The organism is Gordonia zhenghanii (assembly GCF_021738965.1).
Lineage (GTDB): Bacteria > Actinomycetota > Actinomycetes > Mycobacteriales > Mycobacteriaceae > Gordonia > Gordonia zhenghanii.
This window is the reverse complement of record NZ_JAKKOQ010000006.1, coordinates 38,865-56,548: the sequence shown is the minus strand read 5'-3', so window position 1 is coordinate 56,548 and position 17,684 is coordinate 38,865. Positions and strand designations below refer to the sequence as shown.

Below are 17,684 nucleotides of genomic sequence, written 5' to 3'. Positions count from 1 at the left end.
GCACGCTCGTCAGCTAGACCTGACGTCGCTGACGGGCGAACTCGGCGAGCACGACGCCCGCTGCGACGGACGCGTTGAGGCTCTCGACGTCACCGGCCATCGGCACCGAAAGGACCGAGTCGCACGTCTCCCGGACGAGACGGGACAGACCCTTGCCCTCCGATCCGACGACGACCACGACCGGACCGGTGCCGTCGTACTCGTCGAGCGTGACGTCGCCGCCCGCGTCGAGGCCGACGATCTGAGCGCCGGCCTTCGCCCACGCGACCAGGGTTCGAGTCAGGTTCGGCGCCTGCGCGATGGGCAGCCGCGCTGCCGCGCCCGCACTCGTCCGCCACGCGACGGCCGTGACGCCCGCGCTCCGACGCTGCGGGATCAGGACACCGTGCCCACCGAACGCGGCGACCGAGCGGACCACCGCGCCGAGGTTCCGCGGGTCGGTGATGTTGTCGAGTGCCACCAGCAACGGCTGCGACGACGATGCAAGCGCGTCCGCCATCAGATCGTCCGGGTGGGCGTACTTGTACTCGGGCACCTGGAGCGCGAGCCCCTGGTGCATCCCGTTCGGCGACATCCGATCGAGTTCGGGCCTGCCGACTTCGAGGATCGAGATGCCGCGGTCGCCCGCGGTGTGCACTGCTTCGCGCACCCGGTCGTCGGCGTCGAGCCCGGTCTGCACGTACAACGCCGTCGCCGGGACATCGGCGCGGAGGCATTCGACGACCGGGTTGCGGCCGAGCACGTACTCGGGCCCGTCATCGGACTTCCGCGTGGTGCGCGGACGGCCGGTCGACGACCGCTCGGCGGCCTTCGCCTTCTTGTGCTTCGCGTGGTAGACCCGGTCCTCGGCCTTCGGCGTCGCGCCGCGCCCTTCGAGTCCGCGCCGGCGCTGACCGCCGGATCCGGCGGTCTGCCCCTTCTTACTGCCCGTCTTCCGGACTGCGCCTTTACGTTGCGAATTGCCGGCCATCTAGGAGTCCTTCGTCTTCAGCGCCCACTGGGCGCCGTCGGGGGTATCGGTCACTTCGACGCCCGCTGCCGCGAGCCGATCACGCACCTCGTCGGCGACTGGCCAGTCTTTGGCTGCGCGTGCGGCAGCACGACGTTCCAGTTCGGCTCCGATCAGCACGTCGAGGGCCGCGGTCGACGCCTCGTCCGTACCGCTCGCCGACCAGTGGTCGTCAAGGGGGTCGGTACCGAGGATCGCCGTCATCGCGCGCACCGACCCGGCGATCGCCGACGCCGACGCGGCATCTCCCGATTCGAGAGCGGTGTTGCCCTCACGGACTGCGTTGTGGACGGCGGCGAGGGCCGCGGGGACGGCGAGGTCGTCGTCGAGTGCCGCAGCGAACTCGTCGGTCACCTCGCCCACCGCGACGTCGCCTACCCGGTCGGCCACTCGCTGGACGAACGATTCGATGCGCCGGTACCCGACCGCGGCCTCGTGCAGCGCGGCGTCGGTGTATTCGAGCATCGAACGGTAGTGAGCGCTGCCGAGGTAGTAGCGCAGTTCCACGGGCCGCACCTTCTCGAGCATCGCCGGGATGGCGACGACGTTGCCGAGCGACTTGCTCATCTTCTCGCCACCCATCGTCACCCAGCCGTTGTGCAGCCAGTAGCGCGCGAAACCGTCGCCTGCGCCGTGACTCTGCGCGATCTCGTTCTCGTGGTGCGGAAACACCAGATCCATGCCGCCGCAATGGATGTCGAATTCGCCGCCGAGGAGTGACGTGGCCATCGCCGAGCACTCCAGATGCCATCCGGGCCTGCCGTCGCCCCACGGGGTCGGCCACGACGGCTCGCCGGGCTTGGCGGCTTTCCAGAGTGTGAAGTCGCGCGGGTCACGTTTTCCGGTGCCCGCGCTCTCGCCCTGGTGGACATCGTCGAGCTTGTGCCCGGACAGGCTCCCGTACTCGGGCAGGCTGCGGACGTCGAAGTAGACGTTGCCATCGGCGACGTAGGCGTGGTCGCGGTCGATCAACCGCTGCATGTAGTCGACCATCTGCGTGATGAAGCCGGTGGCGCGCGGCTCGGCGGACGGCGGGAGGACGCCCAGCGCGTCGTACGCCGTGGTGAACGCGCGCTCGTGGGTGGCTGCCCACTCCCACCATGGCCGGTCGGCGTCGGCGGCCTTGCGCAGGATCTTGTCGTCGATGTCGGTGACGTTCCGGACGAACAACACGTCGTATCCCCGGTGGGCGAGCCATCGTCGCAGAACGTCGAATGCGATACCGCTTCGGACGTGCCCGATGTGCGGGACGCCCTGCACAGTGGCGCCGCACAGGTACACGCCGACCGTCCCTGGTCGCAGGGGAACGAATTCGCGGACCTCGCGCGATGCGGTGTCGTACAGGTTGAGCGTCACGGCCTGGGATTCTACTTGAGGACCAGCAGTGCGGTAGCCACTGCGGCGACGCCTTCGCCGCGCCCGGTGAGTCCGAGACCGTCGGTCGTCGTCGCCGACACCGACACGGGAGCTCCGAGAAGGCCCGAGAGAACGTCCTGAGCCTCGGCGCGACGCGGACCGATTCGGGGCCGATTGCCGATCACCTGGACAGCGGCGTTGGCCGGCGAGAACCCTGCGGCGTCGAGTAACGACGCGACGTGTGTGAGCATCGCGGCACCGGTCACGTTCCGCCATTCGGGGCGGTCGACGCCGAACACGACGCCGAGGTCCCCGAGGCCCGCAGCGGACAGCAGCGCATCGCACAGTGCGTGCACCCCGACGTCGCCGTCGGAGTGGCCGGAGCAGCCGTCGGCGTCGTCGAAGCGCAGTCCGGCCAGCCAGCAGTCGCGGCCGGGTTCGATCGGGTGAACGTCCGTGCCGATTCCCACACGCATGAGGGCGTCTCCTTCTCTCGTATCCGATTCAGGCGAGCAGTCGCGCCAGGCGAAGGTCGAACGGGGTGGTCACTTTGAACGCCATCGCATCGCCGGGGATCACTTTCACTGCGACGCCTGCGGCTTCGACGAGCCCGGCGTCGTCGGTCGCGTCGCCGGATCCGGCGTGCGCGGCCCGCAGCACGTCCGCAGCGAAGCCTTGCGGAGTCTGGATGGCGCGCAACATGTCTCGGTCCACCGTGTCGACGACTCCGGATGTGGAGTCGACTCGTTTGAGGGTGTCGGCGACGGGTGTTCCCGGAACGACCGCCGGGGCGCCATCGCACAGTTCGGCGACGACATCGGCGAACAGTGATGGCGGCGTCAGCGCGCGAGCCGCATCGTGGACGAGAATCAGCGCGGCGTCTGACGCGGCGAGCGCCGCGCGCACCGAGTCGCTTCGTTGCGCCCCGCCGACGACGATTCGCGCATCCGGCACGAGCCGATGCGCGCTGTCTGCGAGGGATTCCGGGACGGCGACGACGATCTCGTCGACCACCCCGGATTCGCGGGCGGCGGCGACGCTGCGTTCCAGCAGCGTCACTCCGCCGACCTCTACGAACGCCTTGGGCTGGGCTTCACCCAGTCGGGTGCCCATGCCTGCGGCGGGAATCAATACGGCCACGCGTGGCCGACCGTGCATTGTCAGGACGCTGCAGCCAAGATCTCGTCGAGGATGCTGTCGGCCTTCTCGTCATCGGTGTTCCGAGCGAGCGAGAGTTCGTCGACCAATACGCGACGCGCACGGGTCATCATCCGCTTCTCACCTGCTGACAGTCCACGATCCTGTTCACGACGCCACAGGTCGCGAACGATCTCGGCGACCTTGATGATGTCGCCCGAGTTCAACTTCTCCTGGTTTGCCTTGAACCGGCGCGCCCAGTTCGTAGGCTCCTCCACGTTCGGTGCACGGAGCACCTGGAAAACCTCGCCGAGCCCCTCTTCGCCGACCACGTCGCGCACGCCGACATAGTCGAGCTTGCTCGAGGGGATCTGCACTGTCATGTCGCCGTCTGCGACCTTCAGGACCAGGTATTCGACTTCTTCACCCTTGATGGTCCGAACGACGATGTCGTCGATCCGAGCAGCACCGTGATGGGGGTACACAACGGTGTCGCCAACTTTGAAATTCAATGTTCCCTGCCCCTTTCGAGTGTTACCAGTGTAACACCCACCCACTGACCGCCTTTCCAACGGTGCAGGTCAACACATGTTCACGGCGGTCGGGCTATAATTCGCCAGTATTATCGACAGACCCGGGCGAACTTTTCCGGGTCGACACCACTACGCTGCGTAGTGAGCGTTCGCATCCGGCGGACAGCGCGACGACCACCCGGAGGAAAAGGTGTCAGTGCTCAATCGGACTACCGGCCGTTTGGCCAAGGCCACCGTCGTCGGTGCGCTCGGCGCCGCGATCGCCCTCGGCTCTGCGGCCTGCGGCGCAGGCAAGATCGCGCAGACGACCAACCAGCTCCCCGCCGTCAACGGCTCGGCCGGATCGGTCGCCCTCGACCCGGACATGCGCGACGGCGACGAACTGCGCAACGGCCAGATCTCGGTGCGCAACGTTCAGATCGTGTACCCGGTCGAGAACACCGACAAGACGTTCGCCGACGGCGGACCGTTCGACATCTCGTTCCTGGTCTCCAACGACAGCGTCACCCGCAAGGTCAAGTTCGTCGAACTCATCGGTCCGGAAGGATCGTCGGTCTCGCTCACCGAGCCCAAGGCCGAGTACACCGGCCCGGAGTCCGGCCCACGCGTGCTCGGGCCCGGCGACAACTTGCTGGCGGGCGTCCCCGCGAACGTCGACACCTCGGCGGCGCAGGCTGCCGACATCGAGCGTTTCACCGCGACCCTGACCAACGCGAAGTCGGTGCGCGCGGGCCTCACCGCCCCCATCACCTTCAAGTTCGACGTGCTCGATCTGGCAGGCAAGAAGATCGGTGAGAAGAGCCTCACCGTCCAGACCCCGGTGGACGCCGGAACCCTCAAGGAGCGTGCCGACGTGGTCCGCGACGTCCAGGGCGAGGAATCGGGTCACTGACCCGTCCAGACCAGAGCTTCAGTGAGCGTCTCCCCCGGTTCTACGGGGGAGGCGCTCTCGCGTTGTCCACGGGCTCGTGCGCCACGGCTGTCGATTGTCGGAGCCTCCGCATAGAGTTCGGTGCGTGGCGAAAGCGAAGGCAGTCTTCCGGTGCACGGCGTGCGGGCACCAGGTGTCCAAGTGGGTCGGCCGTTGCCCCGACTGCGGCGAGTGGGGGTCGATCGAGGAGGGCGCGCCTGCGCCTGCCGCCGCCGGCACGACATCGGTGGTCCCGCGCAGCCCCGCGCGCCGCATCACCGACGTCGACGCGGGAACGTCGAGTGCGACGCCGATCGGTATCGCCGAATTCGACCGGGTCCTCGGGCGGGGCATCGTCCCCGGTTCTGTCGTGCTGCTGGCTGGTGAGCCGGGCGTCGGCAAGTCAACGCTTCTGCTGGAGACCGTCAAGCAATGGGCTGCGCAGGGGCGCATCGCCCTGTACGTCACCGGCGAGGAGTCGGCCGGGCAGGTTCGGCTTCGCGCCGAACGCACCGGTGCGGTCCACGAGAACGTCTTCCTCGCGGCTGAGACCGACCTGGCGACGGTCCTCGGCCACGTCGACGAGGTCCGTCCCAGCCTGTTGATCGTCGACTCGGTACAGACGCTCGTCGCGACCGGCGTCGACGGGGTGACCGGTGGTGTGACCCAGATCCGCGCCGTCACAACGGCACTCGTCTCCCTGGCGAAGACGAGTGGGATCGCGGTGGTCTTGGTCGGGCATGTCACGAAGGACGGCAACGTCGCGGGCCCGCGTTCGCTCGAGCATCTGGTGGACGTAGTGCTGGCGTTCGAGGGCGACCGTCATTCGTCGCTGCGCATGGTGCGCGGCATCAAGAACCGGTTCGGCCCGTCGGACGAGGTCGGCTGTTTCGAGCAGCGTTCGGACGGCATCCACGAGGTGTCCGATCCGTCCGGCATCTTCGTCCATGAGCATCCGACCGATGTGCCGGGCAGCGTCGCGTTAGTCGCGATGGACGGTCGGCGGGCAATGGTCGGGCAGATCCAGGCGTTGCTGAACAAGAGCGAGATGCCGTCGCCGCGTCGTGCGGTCTCCGGGCTCGATTCCGCCCGCGTCGCGATGATGCTGGCAGTCGCCGAGAAACACGCGAAGATATCGACCGGTAAACACGAGGTCTACGCGTCGACTGTCGGCGGGATGAAGGTCACCGAGCCCGCAGCCGATCTGGCGATCTTCCTCGCCATCGGTTCGTCGGCGTCGGATCGACCGGTCCCGTCGACGACCGTGGCGATCGGCGAGGTCGGGCTGGCAGGCGAGATCCGTCGGGTCTCGTCGACGGCACGCCGTGTGGCCGAGGCGAAGCGGCTCGGTTTCCGGCACGCGATCATTCCGGCGGGCAGCGACGAGGAACTCCCGAAGGGCATCCGCATCACCAAGGTGGCGAGTCTCGCCGACGCGGTCGGCGCGCTCGAACGCCGCCGACTGCAGCCTGTCGACGCACCGTTCTGACGCCCGACCGAACGGGAAGCACCGCTAAAGGACCACTCGCTTGTCGTAGTAGTCGGCGAAGTGTGCCTCGACGTCGATGATGACGAACACCGAGTGCGCGCCCGCGACCCGCTCCTGCGGGTCGCCCAGGTGCGCGAACGCCTCGATGTAGATCTTCCGACGCTGTCGGCCGAGGATCCGCGCGTGGAAGTACAGGGTGGACCCCAACGGAATCGGCTTGGCGTAGTCGATCTCCAGGTGGGCGGTCACGACCGGCTTTCCGACGAGCAACGGCGACGTGCCCATCACCTCGTCGAACGCGGCGGACAGCACACCGCCGTGGATGACTCCCGGACCGCCCTGCATCCAGTCCAGAACCGGCATCTGCGCGTCGGTGGTGAGCCCTTCGCCCGCGAGGACTTTCAGGTGCAGTCCGCGGGGAGCGTCGACGCCGCAGCCGAAGCACGTGCTGTGATGCAGATCGATGTGCTGGCCTGGTGCCGCGGCCTTCGGGTGGCGGGTCAGTGGTTCGAGGTCTGCGGGCGGCAGGAAAACGTGCTTCACGCACAGCTACGCTAGTCGTGGTCCGGTGCCGACCGGTAACCGTCTTCGTGCGAGAGGTGCGTGCTGCGATGAACGACACATCGGCGCTCGATGCGGTCCGTGTCGACATGACTCGGGAGACTCTGCGACGCGTCGCCCCCGGCACTGCCTTGCGCGACTCCCTCGAGCGGATTCTGCGCGGAGGCACGGGCGCACTCGTGGTTCTGGGCTATGACGACGACATGGAGCGGATCTGCGACGGCGGCTTCGACCTGGACGTCGAGTTCGCACCGACCCGGCTGCGTGAACTCGCGAAGATGGACGGGGCCGTCGTGCTGTCGGCGGACGGTCGGCGCATCGTCCGCGCAAACGTCCAACTCGTTCCCGACCCCTCCATTCCGACCGAGGAGTCGGGGACTCGGCATCGCGCAGGCGAACGCACGGCGATCCAGATGCGGGTGCCGGTGATCGTGGTGAGCGCGTCGATGTCGATCGTCAGCGTCTACGTCGACGGTCAACGTCGAGTGGTGGAGAATCCCGATGCGATCCTCTCGCGCGCGAACGTCGCCCTCTCGACCCTCGAGCGATACAAGTCGAGACTGGACGAGGTGAGCGCGCAGCTCTCGCGTGCCGAGATCGAAGACTACGTGTTGCTGCGCGATGCGATGAGCGCGGCACAGCGAATGGAGATGGTGCGCCGCGTGTCCGTGGAGATCGAGGAGTACGTCCTCGAGCTCGGCGTCAACGGACGGCAGGTCTCGCTGCAGCTCGAGGAGTTGATCAGCGACAACGACACGATGCGCGAACTACTGGTCCGCGATTACCACGCGAGTCCGGAGCCTGCCGGCCCCGAACAGGCCCGTCAGATCCTGGAAGCCGTCGAGAGCCTGTCGGACGCCGATCTACTCGACCTCACGATGCTCGCCGGTGCGTTCGGTTATCCGACGACGATCGAAGCGCAGGACACGTCGATGAGTCCGCGCGGTTATCGCTTGCTCGCGCGCATCTCGCGTCTGCAGTTCGCTCACGTCGATCGCCTGGTCCGCTACTTCGGCACCCTTCAGGCGCTGCTCGCGTGCAGTGCGGCCGATCTCGAGGCGGTCGAAGGCATCGGCAGCATCTGGGCTCGCCATATCCGCGAAGGACTCTCGAGACTGGCCGAGAGCAGCCTGGAACGTTTCGACTGACAGAACGTTTCGACTGACCGGGCTGCTTCGACCACCCCGAGAGCACTCGACCCGATTACTGCTGGGCCGGTTTGACCACGTTGAACGTGATGGGCGCCGATTCCTTCTCGCCTACCTTGGCGATCGCCTGGTACGCGCCTGCCGGAATCTGTTGGCGGGGCTTCTTGCAGCCGGGGCTGCTCGTGGTGCCCGACCACGTCGTGTCGTCGCTGACCTGCTGACCCGGCTCGAGGAGTTGGACGTTGACGGCTTTGTCGGGCGCGCAGTCCTGCGCCGACCACAGGGTGCGGGCGCCGTCGAGCGATCGGACGATCACGTTCTGCGCGTTCTTTCCGAGGTCACGGTTGCAGGCGGCGAGGGAGCCGTTGGTGGTCACGATCGTGAACACCGGCTGGTCGCCCTGCGTGTACGTCGGCTTGTCGGTGTAGAGGACGACCGAGAGGCTCTGGTCTGGGCACAGGTTCTCAATCGGCGCGGATGCGTCGCTGGTCGGCGCGGCCGACGACTCGCTCGGATCTCCGCCCGCTCCGTGCTCACCGCCTCCACTCGGAGCTTCACTGCTCGGCGCAGGCTCCTGACTCGACGACGACGGAGCGGGCGCCGGAGCCTTCGGCGTCTGCGACGCCGAATCCGTTGCAGCAGCGTTCGTGGGATCGGAGCCGTCGTCGGACGAACTGCCCGCCCAAACGATCAGGGCGATCACCACAATGACGGCGACCACGCCACCGACGATCGCGAGGAGTCGGCGTCGCCAATACACCTCGGGAGGCAGCGGTCCCTGTGGTTCGATCACGGTTGCAACGGTATCGCCGCAACCGCGCGATCGACGTCGTCACCGTCGGCGTGTCGGCAGATTCTTCTCGGGCGATCCCGGCTATTGTGCATTCCCCGGCTGCGTTTCGAGCTTCTCCCCGATGTCGCCGATCACCTCGACGAGGTTCACTTGACCGTCTTCGAGGCGATAGCTCAGACCCACGATCGCGAGTTCGCCCGCTTCGACGCGTTCAGCGATCTTCAGGCTGCGCTGCATGAGGAGCTGCGTCGTCTCCTGGACGTGCCTGGTGACGAACTCGAAGTACGCCGTGAGGCCTTCGGCTCGGCCGAGGAGAATACTCGGCGCGACCTTCTCCACGATGGTGCGGACGTAGCCGTTGGGCAGGTTCAAGTTGTCCAACGCGTCGAGCGTCGCGCCGATAGCACCGCACTGGTCGTGTCCGAGAACGACGATGAGCGGGACGTCGAGGATGTCGGCCCCGTACTCGATGGTCCCGAGCACGGCTTGGTCGAGGACGTGCCCCGCGGTGCGGACGACGAACATGTCGCCGAGTCCCTGGTCGAAGATGATCTCGGCGGCAAGTCGAGAGTCACCGCAGCCGAAGAGGACGACCTGCGGAGACTGCCCACCGACGAGGGCTTCACGGTCGGCGATACCCTGGCTCGGATGAATGGGGCGACTCTCGACGAAACGCTTATTGCCTTCTTTGAGGTGTGCCCATGCTTGAGCCGGGGTGAGATTCTCCATGTCTGACAGTGTGCCACCGCCCACGATCATCGCCTGGTTCAGGGCGCACCACAGACAGCTTCCCTGGCGCGAACCGGGCGTGACCGGTTGGCAGATCCTGATCAGCGAGGTCATGCTCCAGCAGACTCCGGTGTCGCGGGTCGTCGAACCGTGGACCCAGTGGGTTCAGCGTTGGCCCGTGCCATCAGACATGGCCGTCGAATCGGTCGGAGAGGTAGTCAGAGCCTGGGGAAAGCTCGGCTATCCACGTCGCGCGATGCGCTTGCACGAGTGCGCCCGTGTACTCGCCGAGCGGTTCGACGACGTCGTGCCGTCGGACGTCGACACCCTGTTGACACTTCCGGGCATCGGCGACTACACGGCTCGCGCCGTCGCCTGTTTCGCGTACGGACAGTCGGTGCCGGTGGTCGACGTCAACGTACGACGTGTGGTGGCTCGCGCCGTCCACGGCCGCCAGCATCCTGGCAGCCCTGCGCGACGCGACCTGGCCGAGACACAGGCGCTGTTCCCGCTCGCCGACGACGGATCGCCTACCCCGGAGACACCGACGTTCAGCGCCGCGCTGATGGAACTGGGCGCTCTGGTCTGCACTGCTCGTGAAGCCCGGTGCGAAGCGTGCCCGTTGGAGCCGACGTGCGACTGGGTGCGCCTCGGCCGTCCGCAGCACGATCGGCCTGCCCGGAGGGTGCAGAAGTTCGAGGGCACCGATCGTCAGGCGCGCGGACGTCTCCTCGACGTTCTGCGCGGCACGTCCGGCCCGGTGGAACGCTCCGCGCTCGACCTCGCATGGGAACGAGATCCGGGCCAGCGGGCTCGCGCCCTCGATTCACTGCTGGTCGACGGTCTGATCGAAGTGACCGACGACGGACTGTTCTGTCTGGCCGGAGAGTCTCGCTAGCTGCCTGCCCGCCTCAGGCCCCCCGCGCTGCGAGCTCACTCAAGAACGCCTCGACGGCGCCCCGGAAGACGCCCGGCGCATCGTCGTGCACGAGATGCCCGGCGCCGTCCACTCGCAGGTAGGAGGCCCCCGGCCTGCGACTCGCCATCTCGGACATCTGCCCCGGCGGCGTCACTGAGAAGCCTGCCTCCACCAGAAGAACGGGAATGTCGACGGCTTCCCACTGGTCCCAGAAGTGCCGAACGGCCCACTCCTGCGCGATCTCAGTCCACACGGCGAGCGACCCGTGCAGGCGACCGTCGTCGAACGCCTCGTAGAAGTAGCGGCCTGCGACGTCGCCGAACATGTCGACCGCGGCGGCTAAGTCGGGAAACCGGTCAGGCCAACTGGCGAACCACGGTGTCCACGTCCCCGTCGTCCTACCGCGGAAGTCGGGGGCCATGTCTTCGACGACGAGCGCCGACACCAATTCCGGATAGGCGGCCGCGGTGCACCAAGAGTGCAGTCCGCCCATCGAGTGCCCGACGAGCACCGCGGGCCCCCGGTCGATCCAGGTGATGATCTCGGCGAGGTCGGCGACGAACCGCTCCGTCGAGGTGTCCGACGGGTCGACGGCGTCGGCGCCTTGATGATTGGCCGCGTCGAAGGTGAACACCCGGCCGTAGCGCCGCAGCCACGGCACCTGTCGACGCCAGGTACGACCGCGCCCCATCAGCCCGTGGACCAGGATTATTGCCCCGAATCCACCGTCCGCGACGTCGAGCCCGCCGTGATCGAGGAGACCGACGTCGGACGTCGCCATCACGTCGTACGACGACGATGCGTGGATCGGGTCCGAGTTCACAACGAACGACCCTATCGGCTCCGCGTCGCCCCGCGTAGCCTCGGCGGCATGGCAATTGTGAAGATCAACGCGATCAGTGTCCCCGAAGGCGCAGGCGAAGAACTGGAGAAGCGGTTCGCCGCTCGTGCGGGTGTCGTCGACGGCGCTGCCGGGTTCCTCGGATTTCAGCTCCTCCGCCCGGTGAAGGGCGACGACCGATACTTCGTCGTCACCCAGTGGGAGGACGAGGACAGCTATCACGCATGGGCGGGCGGCGATGCACGCGCAGCACACAAGAGCGACAAGAAGCCCGTCGCTTCCGGAGCCGAACTCCTCGAGTTCGAGGTCGTCATCGACGTCGCGCCGACCGCCTGACCGAGATTCCGTGCCCAGTTTCTAGAACGTGTTCTACATCGTGCTCTAGTATCGAGGAAAACCCCTCGACGCATCAGGAGCACGCATGACCGACCCGATCGAGATCACCAAGCTGTACATCGGCGGAAAGTGGGTGGACCCGCACTCGACCGAAGTGCTCGAGGTCTTCTCGCCCGCAAGCGGAGACAAGATCGGGTCGGTCCCGAACGCCGACGCGACCGACGTCGACGCTGCGGTCCGAGCCGCCCGCGAATCCTTCGATTCCGGGGTGTGGCGAAACACGCCTCCGGCCCAACGAGCTGCAGTGATCCGCCGCGCCGTCGAGTTGATCAACGAGCGCGGGACCGAACTGAGTGAACTCTTGTCCGCCGAGATGGGCGCGACGCCCGCAGACGTCGCGACCATCCAACAATTCGCAGGCACCGCCTGCCTGAGCGCGTACGCCGATGCTGCCGACGAGTACACGTGGGAGGAGACTCGGACCGGTATCTTCGGCGAGACCCAGGTGCTCCACGAGGCCGTCGGAGTCGTCGGCGCGATCATCGCATGGAACGTTCCGCTGTTCCTTTTCTGCAACAAGTTCGGACCTGCGCTCGCCGCCGGATGCTCGATCGTTCTCAAGCCCGCACCCGAGACACCGCTGAATGCGAACGTCCTCGCCGAGATCTTCACCGAGGCAGGCGTCCCCGAAGGCGTCGTCTCCATCGTCCCCGGTGGAGTCGAGACCGGACAGGCCCTCGTCGAGCATCCGGACGTCGACAAGATCACCTTCACCGGCTCCACGCGGGCTGGCCAGCAGATCGCCTCGCGCTGCGGCGAACAGCTCAAGCGCTACTCCCTCGAACTCGGCGGAAAGTCGGCCGCAATCGTCCTCGACGACGCCGACATCGAGTCAAGCGCGCCGATGCTGATCTTCTCCGGTCTCCTCAATGCAGGCCAGGCGTGCGTCGCCCAGACGCGCGTGCTCGTGCCCCGCTCGCGCCACGATGAGATCGTCGACGCGATGGTCGCCGTCGCTTCGACCTTCACGCCGGGAATGCCCGACGATCCGGAGACCAAGGTCGGCCCGATCATCAATTCCAAGCAGCATGAGAAGGTCGCCGCGTACATCGCGAAGGGCAAGGAGGAAGGCGCCACCGCAGTGCTCGAGGTCCAGGCCCCGAGCGTCGGCACCGGCAACTTCATCGGCCCGACCATCTTCACCGGCGTCACCAACGACATGACGATCGCCCGTGAAGAGATCTTCGGCCCGGTCATCAGCGTCATCGCCTACGACGACCTCGACGAAGCGATCGCCGTCGCCAACGACTCCGACTACGGCCTCGCCGGCTCGGTGTGGACGCAGGACATCGACAAGGGACTCGAAGTCGCCAAGCAGATCCGAACGGGAACGTTCGGCATCAACTGGTACTCGATCGACCCCGCATCGCCGTTCGGCGGCTACAAGAAGTCCGGTATCGGCCGCGAGAACGGCAGGGAGGGGCTCGAGAGCTACCTCGAGCACAAGGCCGTCGTGATGCCGATGGGCTACACGAGCAACTGAACCTGCTCTCGGGCCAAGACCACAGTTCAGAAGGGGCGTATCGAGACCACGGTCTCGATACGCCCCTTCTGAACTGGATTCTTCTGCACTGACCTGGTTGGGCCGGCGCTACGGCGTGGCAGGCGCCGGCGTTGAAGTACCCGGTGACGCTGACGTCCCCGGTGACGGAGTCCCCGAGGGGATCGGAACTGCGCCCGAAGGGACAGGCCCGTCGGACTGCTGAACGCGCGAGGCCAGCGAGTCGTCGGTAAGGATGTCGATGGTGCTGATCAACCATTCGCCGTCACGTTTGACCATGTCGTACACGATGCGACTCTGGTCGATCTGGACTTCCTCTGTGTTCGTGTTCCGCGATGTCGACAGATTGAGGTAGATCAACACCTTCGCGGTGTCACGGGTGTTCTCCATGGCGCCTGCGCCTTCGACCTTGGCGACGGTGACGATCTTGTCCTTCTTCACCGTCTCCGCGATCTTGTGCTCGGTGACGTTCTTCTGCATCTCCTGCTTGGCCGAGCCCGTCAGGAAACCCATCGTCTTGTTGATGTTCTCCGACACGTTCTTGGGGTCACGCCCGAACATGGTGAGCGTGTGCTCCTGCGCGGCCTGCACCGCGGAGTCTCGAGCGGACTCCTCGGCGTTCATGCTCCAGTAGCGAACGCCGGTGACCACGGCCAGTGCCACTGCGACGACGACCAGTAGTCCGCCGCCGGCGAGCAGCAATCGTAGCTTTCTGCTCATCAGCCCACCCACTCGTAATTCGTCAGTTTCAGGTCTCCGTTGATCCGGGTGATGTCGATCCGCGAACGGAACGTCTCGATCACCGGCTTGTCCGGGGCCTCGGGCGCCGTGCTCTCCCACACGAACACGACGAGGACCGAACCTGCGTCCTCGTCGGCGTTCTCGACCGCCGACGCGACGACCGTCGTTTTGGTCTTCATGTCGTCTTCGCGGATCAGATCGGTCGCCTGCTTCATCGACTCACGCATCTGCTGCAGCGCGCGACCGCTCGTGTGCTTGTTCATGAAGTCGAGCATCGAGTCGGCGTTCTCTTTGTTCAGGGTGGTCAGTTTGACGACCACTTCCTGAGCGAACTGGTCGTAGTTCGCGCGCAGCTCGCGCTCGTCGTCGATGCGTGCCGACGCCACCATGAACACGATGCTCACCACGATCGCGGCGACCAAGACGATCGCACCGAGCGCGGTGCCGACAGCGATCAGCATTGTCTTGGACGACGAGCGCCCCGACCCGACCGGAGCCTTCACCGACGGGCGGCGATCTCGATAGGAGACCCCGCGCCCACGATCGTCCGCCGATATCGCGTCCTCGGAATCGCTGGCCGAGGTCGAATCACTTTCGACCGCAACGGAATCAGCATCGAGGGCGTCGGAACCGGGCTTCTCGACAGCGGCCTGTTCGGTCGCCGCCTCGTCCGCATTCACCGCTTCGTCAGGCTCAGTACCCTCCTCAGACGTGACCGGCCCTTCACGATCTGCCGGTTTTTCACGGGTGCCGTCACGTCTGCCGGGCTTCCGGCGACGAGAGAGGGGACTCGACCGCTCTATCGAAGCCTTACGCTCGTCGTCGCCCGAGGGATTCAGGATTCCACCGTCTTCGTGATCAGTTCGTACCATTTCGTCTTCTGGTTGCGGTTATCGGTGCTGTTCTGGGTCGAGTACGTCTTGCCGTCCGGCCCGATGAACTTTCCCGTCTCCGGATCGTACGTGGTGCCGTAAGTGGCCGGCGTCGGGTCGTGATCGGTAGGAGTACCCGGAACGACGTACCCCGCGGGCTGTTTCGGAAGGTCCGTCCCGGGGAAGCCGTTGGGAAGTGCGACGTTGTCGCGTTCGGACGGCACGTAGCCGGTTCGGCACTCCTCCGGCGTCGGCGCTCGCCGACCGGGGAACTCGACGCACGGGAAGTTGCGGGCGCCGCGAACGGACGACTGCGCGTCCTGAGGCAGGCGGCACAGCATGCCCGGCGGCAGGTCCTGTGCGGTCGTCTCGGCAGGCGACCGCCACTGATCCGGTGGCACGAAGCCGACCGAACACGTCGGCGGGTCCTGGAAACCGAGACCGAAGCTCACGTTCGGACCGTGTCTGCTCGATCCGGTGTTGATCGCGGTGATCAGCGCCGACAGCACTCGCGGGTACAGGACGACAGTCTGGCGCAGGTTGGGCAGATAGATTCGCATGGTCTGCGCGGCGACCTGGAGGTTCCCCATTCCGGAGATGAAGCTCGGCCCCATGTCGTCGAAGAGGTCCTGCGCCTGGTTCGCGACCCCTGGGCCCTTCGCGAGAATATCGGTGATGTCCGGATCGCTGGCTCGCAACTGGTCGGTGACCTTCGTGAGGTCCGCTGTCCACGACCGGATCTCTGACGCAGTCTTGGTCTGCGTCGCCAGCAGCGGTCCGGCCTGACGGACCAGATCGACCGCGACGTCGACGTTCTTGTGGAAGGCGCCCACAAACAACACCATCGAGTCCATCATTCGCGCGAGATCGTCCGCGGTTCCGTTGAACGCGGTGAACGCCTCGTCCATCACTTCACGGACACGAGCGTCCCCGACCTCGGCCAACAACGCGTCGGCCTGGTCGAGCATCGTCGAGATCTCGATCGGCACGTCCTCGGTGCGGACGTCGGCGCCTTCGGTCAGCACCTCGGTCGACGGCGACTCCGGTGCGATGAAGTCGACGTACTGCTCACCGACGGCAGACACGCTGCGGACCGCGGCAGACGAGTTCGCCGGGATGTCGGTGCCGGAGTCGATCGTCAGTTCGGCGACGACACCGTCACTGGTCAGCTTCACACTGCCGACCTTGCCGACGTTCACGCCGCGAAATGCGACATTCGCATTCTGGTAGAGCCCACCGGTCGTCGGCATCGACACCGTCACGTTGTACGACCCGATCCCGAACATCTGCGGGATTCGGATGTAGAACACCGCCACTGCGAGCAGCGAGATCACCGAGACGATGGAGAAGATGATGAGCTGCATACGGACGAACCCGGTGATCTTCATCAGTTCGCTCCGTTCTTCTTCGAGGTCGAGGCCGGGGCCTTGGTGCTGGCCGCGGGCTTCTTAGCGCTCGGCGTCAGCTCCGACGGCGTCGGGTTGGCGGGGTCCTTGGGCTTCTTCGTCGTGACTCCCGGTTTCAGCGGCGACGTGAACGGGTTCGTTCCGCGTTTGGCGCCTGCTGCGGGTTTGCCGACGACGCCTTCGGGCCCCGTCGACAACGACGTGATCATCGACTTGTTCAGGCGATTCCACGTCAGGTCCAGGACCAGATCGGAGTTGACGTAGTCACCCTTCACGATCGTCGGGATGTTCTCCTCGATGAACGGGAAGGTGAGCAGGATCCGCAGCGAGTTCGAGAGCGCAGGACCGGTCTGCGCCAACTGTTCGAGCAGTTTGCGCAGGTTCGGCACGATCGTCTCGATGTCCTTCGTGTTCTCGTCGAGGACGTCGTTGACCGTCGACGAGAGATTCCCGACGTTGTCGAGTGCAGTCGTCAGATTCTTGCGCTGATCGACGAGGAGTTGAAGGATCTCCGGTCCCGACTCGAGAGCCCGCTCAACGGTCGGTGTCTGGTCGTTGATGGCCGCAGACAGACGATCGAGACCCTCCATCGCCGAGATGATGTTCCCGGTCTGCCCGTTCAAGTCGTTCACCAGAGTGCTCAGTCGCGGGATCAGGGTGCGCAGCTCGTCGTCGTTGTCGCCGAACACCTGGCTCAACTCGTGCACGACGTCGCCGACCTGCGAGAGGCCGCCTCCGTTGAGCACCACGGACAGCGAGCTCAAGACCTGCTCGGTGGTGGGATACATGCACGCTTCGACCTGCTGCGCCGAGTTGATGTCGGCGACCGGTTTACCTTCCGGCGCGGCGATGTTCTTCTGCTCGGGACAGTTCGGCAGCGCCAGGCTCCCGCCGGGAGCTAGGTTCTGGCCGGTCGGCTCGTCCGGCGGGACGATCGCGATATGCGCGGAGCCGAGAACGCTGGTCATTCCGATCATGGCGTGCGAACCGGCCGGAACCTCGACCCCCTTCTCGAGTCGCAACGTGATCTCGGCGCTCCAGTCCTTGATCTTGATGTCACCGACGCTTCCGACGGTTGCGTCTTTGATCATGACCGGGGCATTCACGACCAGGCCGGACGCCGTCGGGATCAACGCGTTGATCGTGTATGCGCCGTCCCCGGTTCCTTGGGCGCCGATCGACGAGAGAGTCGACACCGGCCCGGTTCCGCACGCCGCGACGGGGGCGAGCAGGAGTACGCCTGCGGCGAGGCAGGCGACACGACGGCGACCCCTTCCTTTGGGAGCCGTTCCTCTGGGCGCCTGTCCCCGGTGTCCCAGACCCCGGTGTCCCAGATCCCGGTG

General features: G+C 66.1%; 19 protein-coding genes. 6 read left to right on the top strand and 13 right to left on the bottom strand.

Features of this window, described 5'->3' with window-relative positions:
* Positions 1-13: 13 nt before the first annotated feature.
* The 5 genes from rlmB to L5G32_RS06995 are packed head-to-tail and all read right to left on the bottom strand — an operon-like array spanning position 14 to position 4,014.
* On the bottom strand, positions 14-970 hold the full coding sequence (rlmB, locus tag L5G32_RS07015; protein ID WP_237010318.1) for a 23S rRNA (guanosine(2251)-2'-O)-methyltransferase RlmB: 957 nt from the start codon (positions 968-970) through the stop codon (positions 14-16).
* Positions 971-2,365 carry a cysteine--tRNA ligase gene (gene cysS, locus L5G32_RS07010; protein ID WP_237010317.1) on the bottom strand — a complete coding sequence of 465 codons (1,395 nt, stop codon included), beginning with the start codon at positions 2,363-2,365 and terminating at the stop codon, positions 971-973.
* An 11-nt stretch (positions 2,366-2,376) separates the two neighbouring features.
* The gene (gene ispF / locus L5G32_RS07005; protein ID WP_237010316.1) at positions 2,377-2,841 is read right to left on the bottom strand and encodes a 2-C-methyl-D-erythritol 2,4-cyclodiphosphate synthase; all 465 of its coding nucleotides are present in this window, start codon (positions 2,839-2,841) and stop codon (positions 2,377-2,379) included.
* 28 nt (positions 2,842-2,869) lie between these two features.
* Positions 2,870-3,523: a 2-C-methyl-D-erythritol 4-phosphate cytidylyltransferase gene (gene ispD / locus L5G32_RS07000; RefSeq protein WP_237010315.1), complete on the bottom strand. Its 654-nt coding sequence runs from the start codon at positions 3,521-3,523 to the stop codon at positions 2,870-2,872.
* A gap of 2 nt (positions 3,524-3,525) precedes the next feature.
* Complete coding sequence (locus tag L5G32_RS06995) at positions 3,526-4,014, bottom strand: CarD family transcriptional regulator (RefSeq protein ID WP_237010314.1); 489 nt, start codon at positions 4,012-4,014, stop codon at positions 3,526-3,528.
* 217 nt (positions 4,015-4,231) lie between these two features.
* Between L5G32_RS06995 and L5G32_RS06990 the strand changes: the two genes are divergently transcribed.
* Both L5G32_RS06990 and radA read left to right on the top strand, forming a co-directional pair.
* Positions 4,232-4,927: a copper-binding protein gene (locus tag L5G32_RS06990; RefSeq protein ID WP_237010313.1), complete on the top strand. Its 696-nt coding sequence runs from the start codon at positions 4,232-4,234 to the stop codon at positions 4,925-4,927.
* Positions 4,928-5,051: 124 nt separating this feature from the next.
* A complete protein-coding gene (gene radA, locus L5G32_RS06985) occupies positions 5,052-6,434 on the top strand; it encodes a DNA repair protein RadA (RefSeq protein WP_237010312.1) in 1,383 nt (460 codons plus the stop codon).
* Positions 6,435-6,458: 24 nt separating this feature from the next.
* Here radA and L5G32_RS06980 read toward each other — a convergent pair whose 3' ends face one another.
* A complete protein-coding gene (locus tag L5G32_RS06980) occupies positions 6,459-6,977 on the bottom strand; it encodes a PaaI family thioesterase (RefSeq protein ID WP_237010311.1) in 519 nt (172 codons plus the stop codon).
* A gap of 68 nt (positions 6,978-7,045) precedes the next feature.
* On the opposite strand from L5G32_RS06980, the gene disA reads away from it, so the two are divergent.
* A complete protein-coding gene (gene disA / locus L5G32_RS06975) occupies positions 7,046-8,143 on the top strand; it encodes a DNA integrity scanning diadenylate cyclase DisA (RefSeq protein ID WP_237010310.1) in 1,098 nt (365 codons plus the stop codon).
* Positions 8,144-8,198: 55 nt separating this feature from the next.
* Here the strand turns inward: disA and L5G32_RS06970 are convergent, their stop codons facing one another.
* The gene (locus tag L5G32_RS06970) at positions 8,199-8,936 is read right to left on the bottom strand and encodes a hypothetical protein (RefSeq protein ID WP_237010309.1); all 738 of its coding nucleotides are present in this window, start codon (positions 8,934-8,936) and stop codon (positions 8,199-8,201) included.
* 81 nt (positions 8,937-9,017) lie between these two features.
* Positions 9,018-9,665, bottom strand: a complete 648-nt coding sequence (locus tag L5G32_RS06965) for a carbonic anhydrase (RefSeq protein ID WP_237010308.1) — start codon at positions 9,663-9,665, stop codon at positions 9,018-9,020.
* On the opposite strand from L5G32_RS06965, the gene L5G32_RS06960 reads away from it, so the two are divergent.
* Positions 9,664-10,563 carry an HhH-GPD family protein gene (locus L5G32_RS06960; protein WP_237010307.1) on the top strand — a complete coding sequence of 300 codons (900 nt, stop codon included), beginning with the start codon at positions 9,664-9,666 and terminating at the stop codon, positions 10,561-10,563. The two genes, L5G32_RS06965 and L5G32_RS06960, sit on opposite strands and share 2 nt — an antisense overlap.
* Positions 10,564-10,576: 13 nt before the next feature.
* Here the strand turns inward: L5G32_RS06960 and L5G32_RS06955 are convergent, their stop codons facing one another.
* Entirely contained in the window at positions 10,577-11,365 is a 789-nt protein-coding gene (locus L5G32_RS06955) for an alpha/beta fold hydrolase (protein WP_237010622.1), read from the bottom strand.
* A 90-nt stretch (positions 11,366-11,455) separates the two neighbouring features.
* On the opposite strand from L5G32_RS06955, the gene L5G32_RS06950 reads away from it, so the two are divergent.
* On the top strand, positions 11,456-11,761 hold the full coding sequence (locus L5G32_RS06950; protein ID WP_237010306.1) for an antibiotic biosynthesis monooxygenase family protein: 306 nt from the start codon (positions 11,456-11,458) through the stop codon (positions 11,759-11,761).
* An 85-nt stretch (positions 11,762-11,846) separates the two neighbouring features.
* Complete coding sequence (locus L5G32_RS06945) at positions 11,847-13,304, top strand: aldehyde dehydrogenase (protein ID WP_237010305.1); 1,458 nt, start codon at positions 11,847-11,849, stop codon at positions 13,302-13,304.
* A gap of 108 nt (positions 13,305-13,412) precedes the next feature.
* Here the strand turns inward: L5G32_RS06945 and L5G32_RS06940 are convergent, their stop codons facing one another.
* From L5G32_RS06940 to L5G32_RS06925, 4 genes are all read right to left on the bottom strand, one after another.
* Positions 13,413-14,042 carry a hypothetical protein gene (locus L5G32_RS06940; RefSeq protein ID WP_237010304.1) on the bottom strand — a complete coding sequence of 210 codons (630 nt, stop codon included), beginning with the start codon at positions 14,040-14,042 and terminating at the stop codon, positions 13,413-13,415.
* Positions 14,042-14,743, bottom strand: a complete 702-nt coding sequence (locus L5G32_RS06935) for an Rv1363c family protein (RefSeq protein ID WP_237010303.1) — start codon at positions 14,741-14,743, stop codon at positions 14,042-14,044. The genes L5G32_RS06940 and L5G32_RS06935 overlap by 1 nt, the downstream gene beginning before the upstream one ends.
* Positions 14,744-14,898: 155 nt before the next feature.
* Positions 14,899-16,323, bottom strand: coding sequence for an MCE family protein (locus tag L5G32_RS06930; RefSeq protein WP_237010302.1), 1,425 nt, complete (start codon positions 16,321-16,323; stop codon positions 14,899-14,901).
* Positions 16,323-17,660, bottom strand: a complete 1,338-nt coding sequence (locus L5G32_RS06925) for an MlaD family protein (protein ID WP_372491659.1) — start codon at positions 17,658-17,660, stop codon at positions 16,323-16,325. Before L5G32_RS06925 ends, L5G32_RS06930 begins: the two co-directional genes overlap by 1 nt.
* Positions 17,661-17,684: the final 24 nt, after the last annotated feature.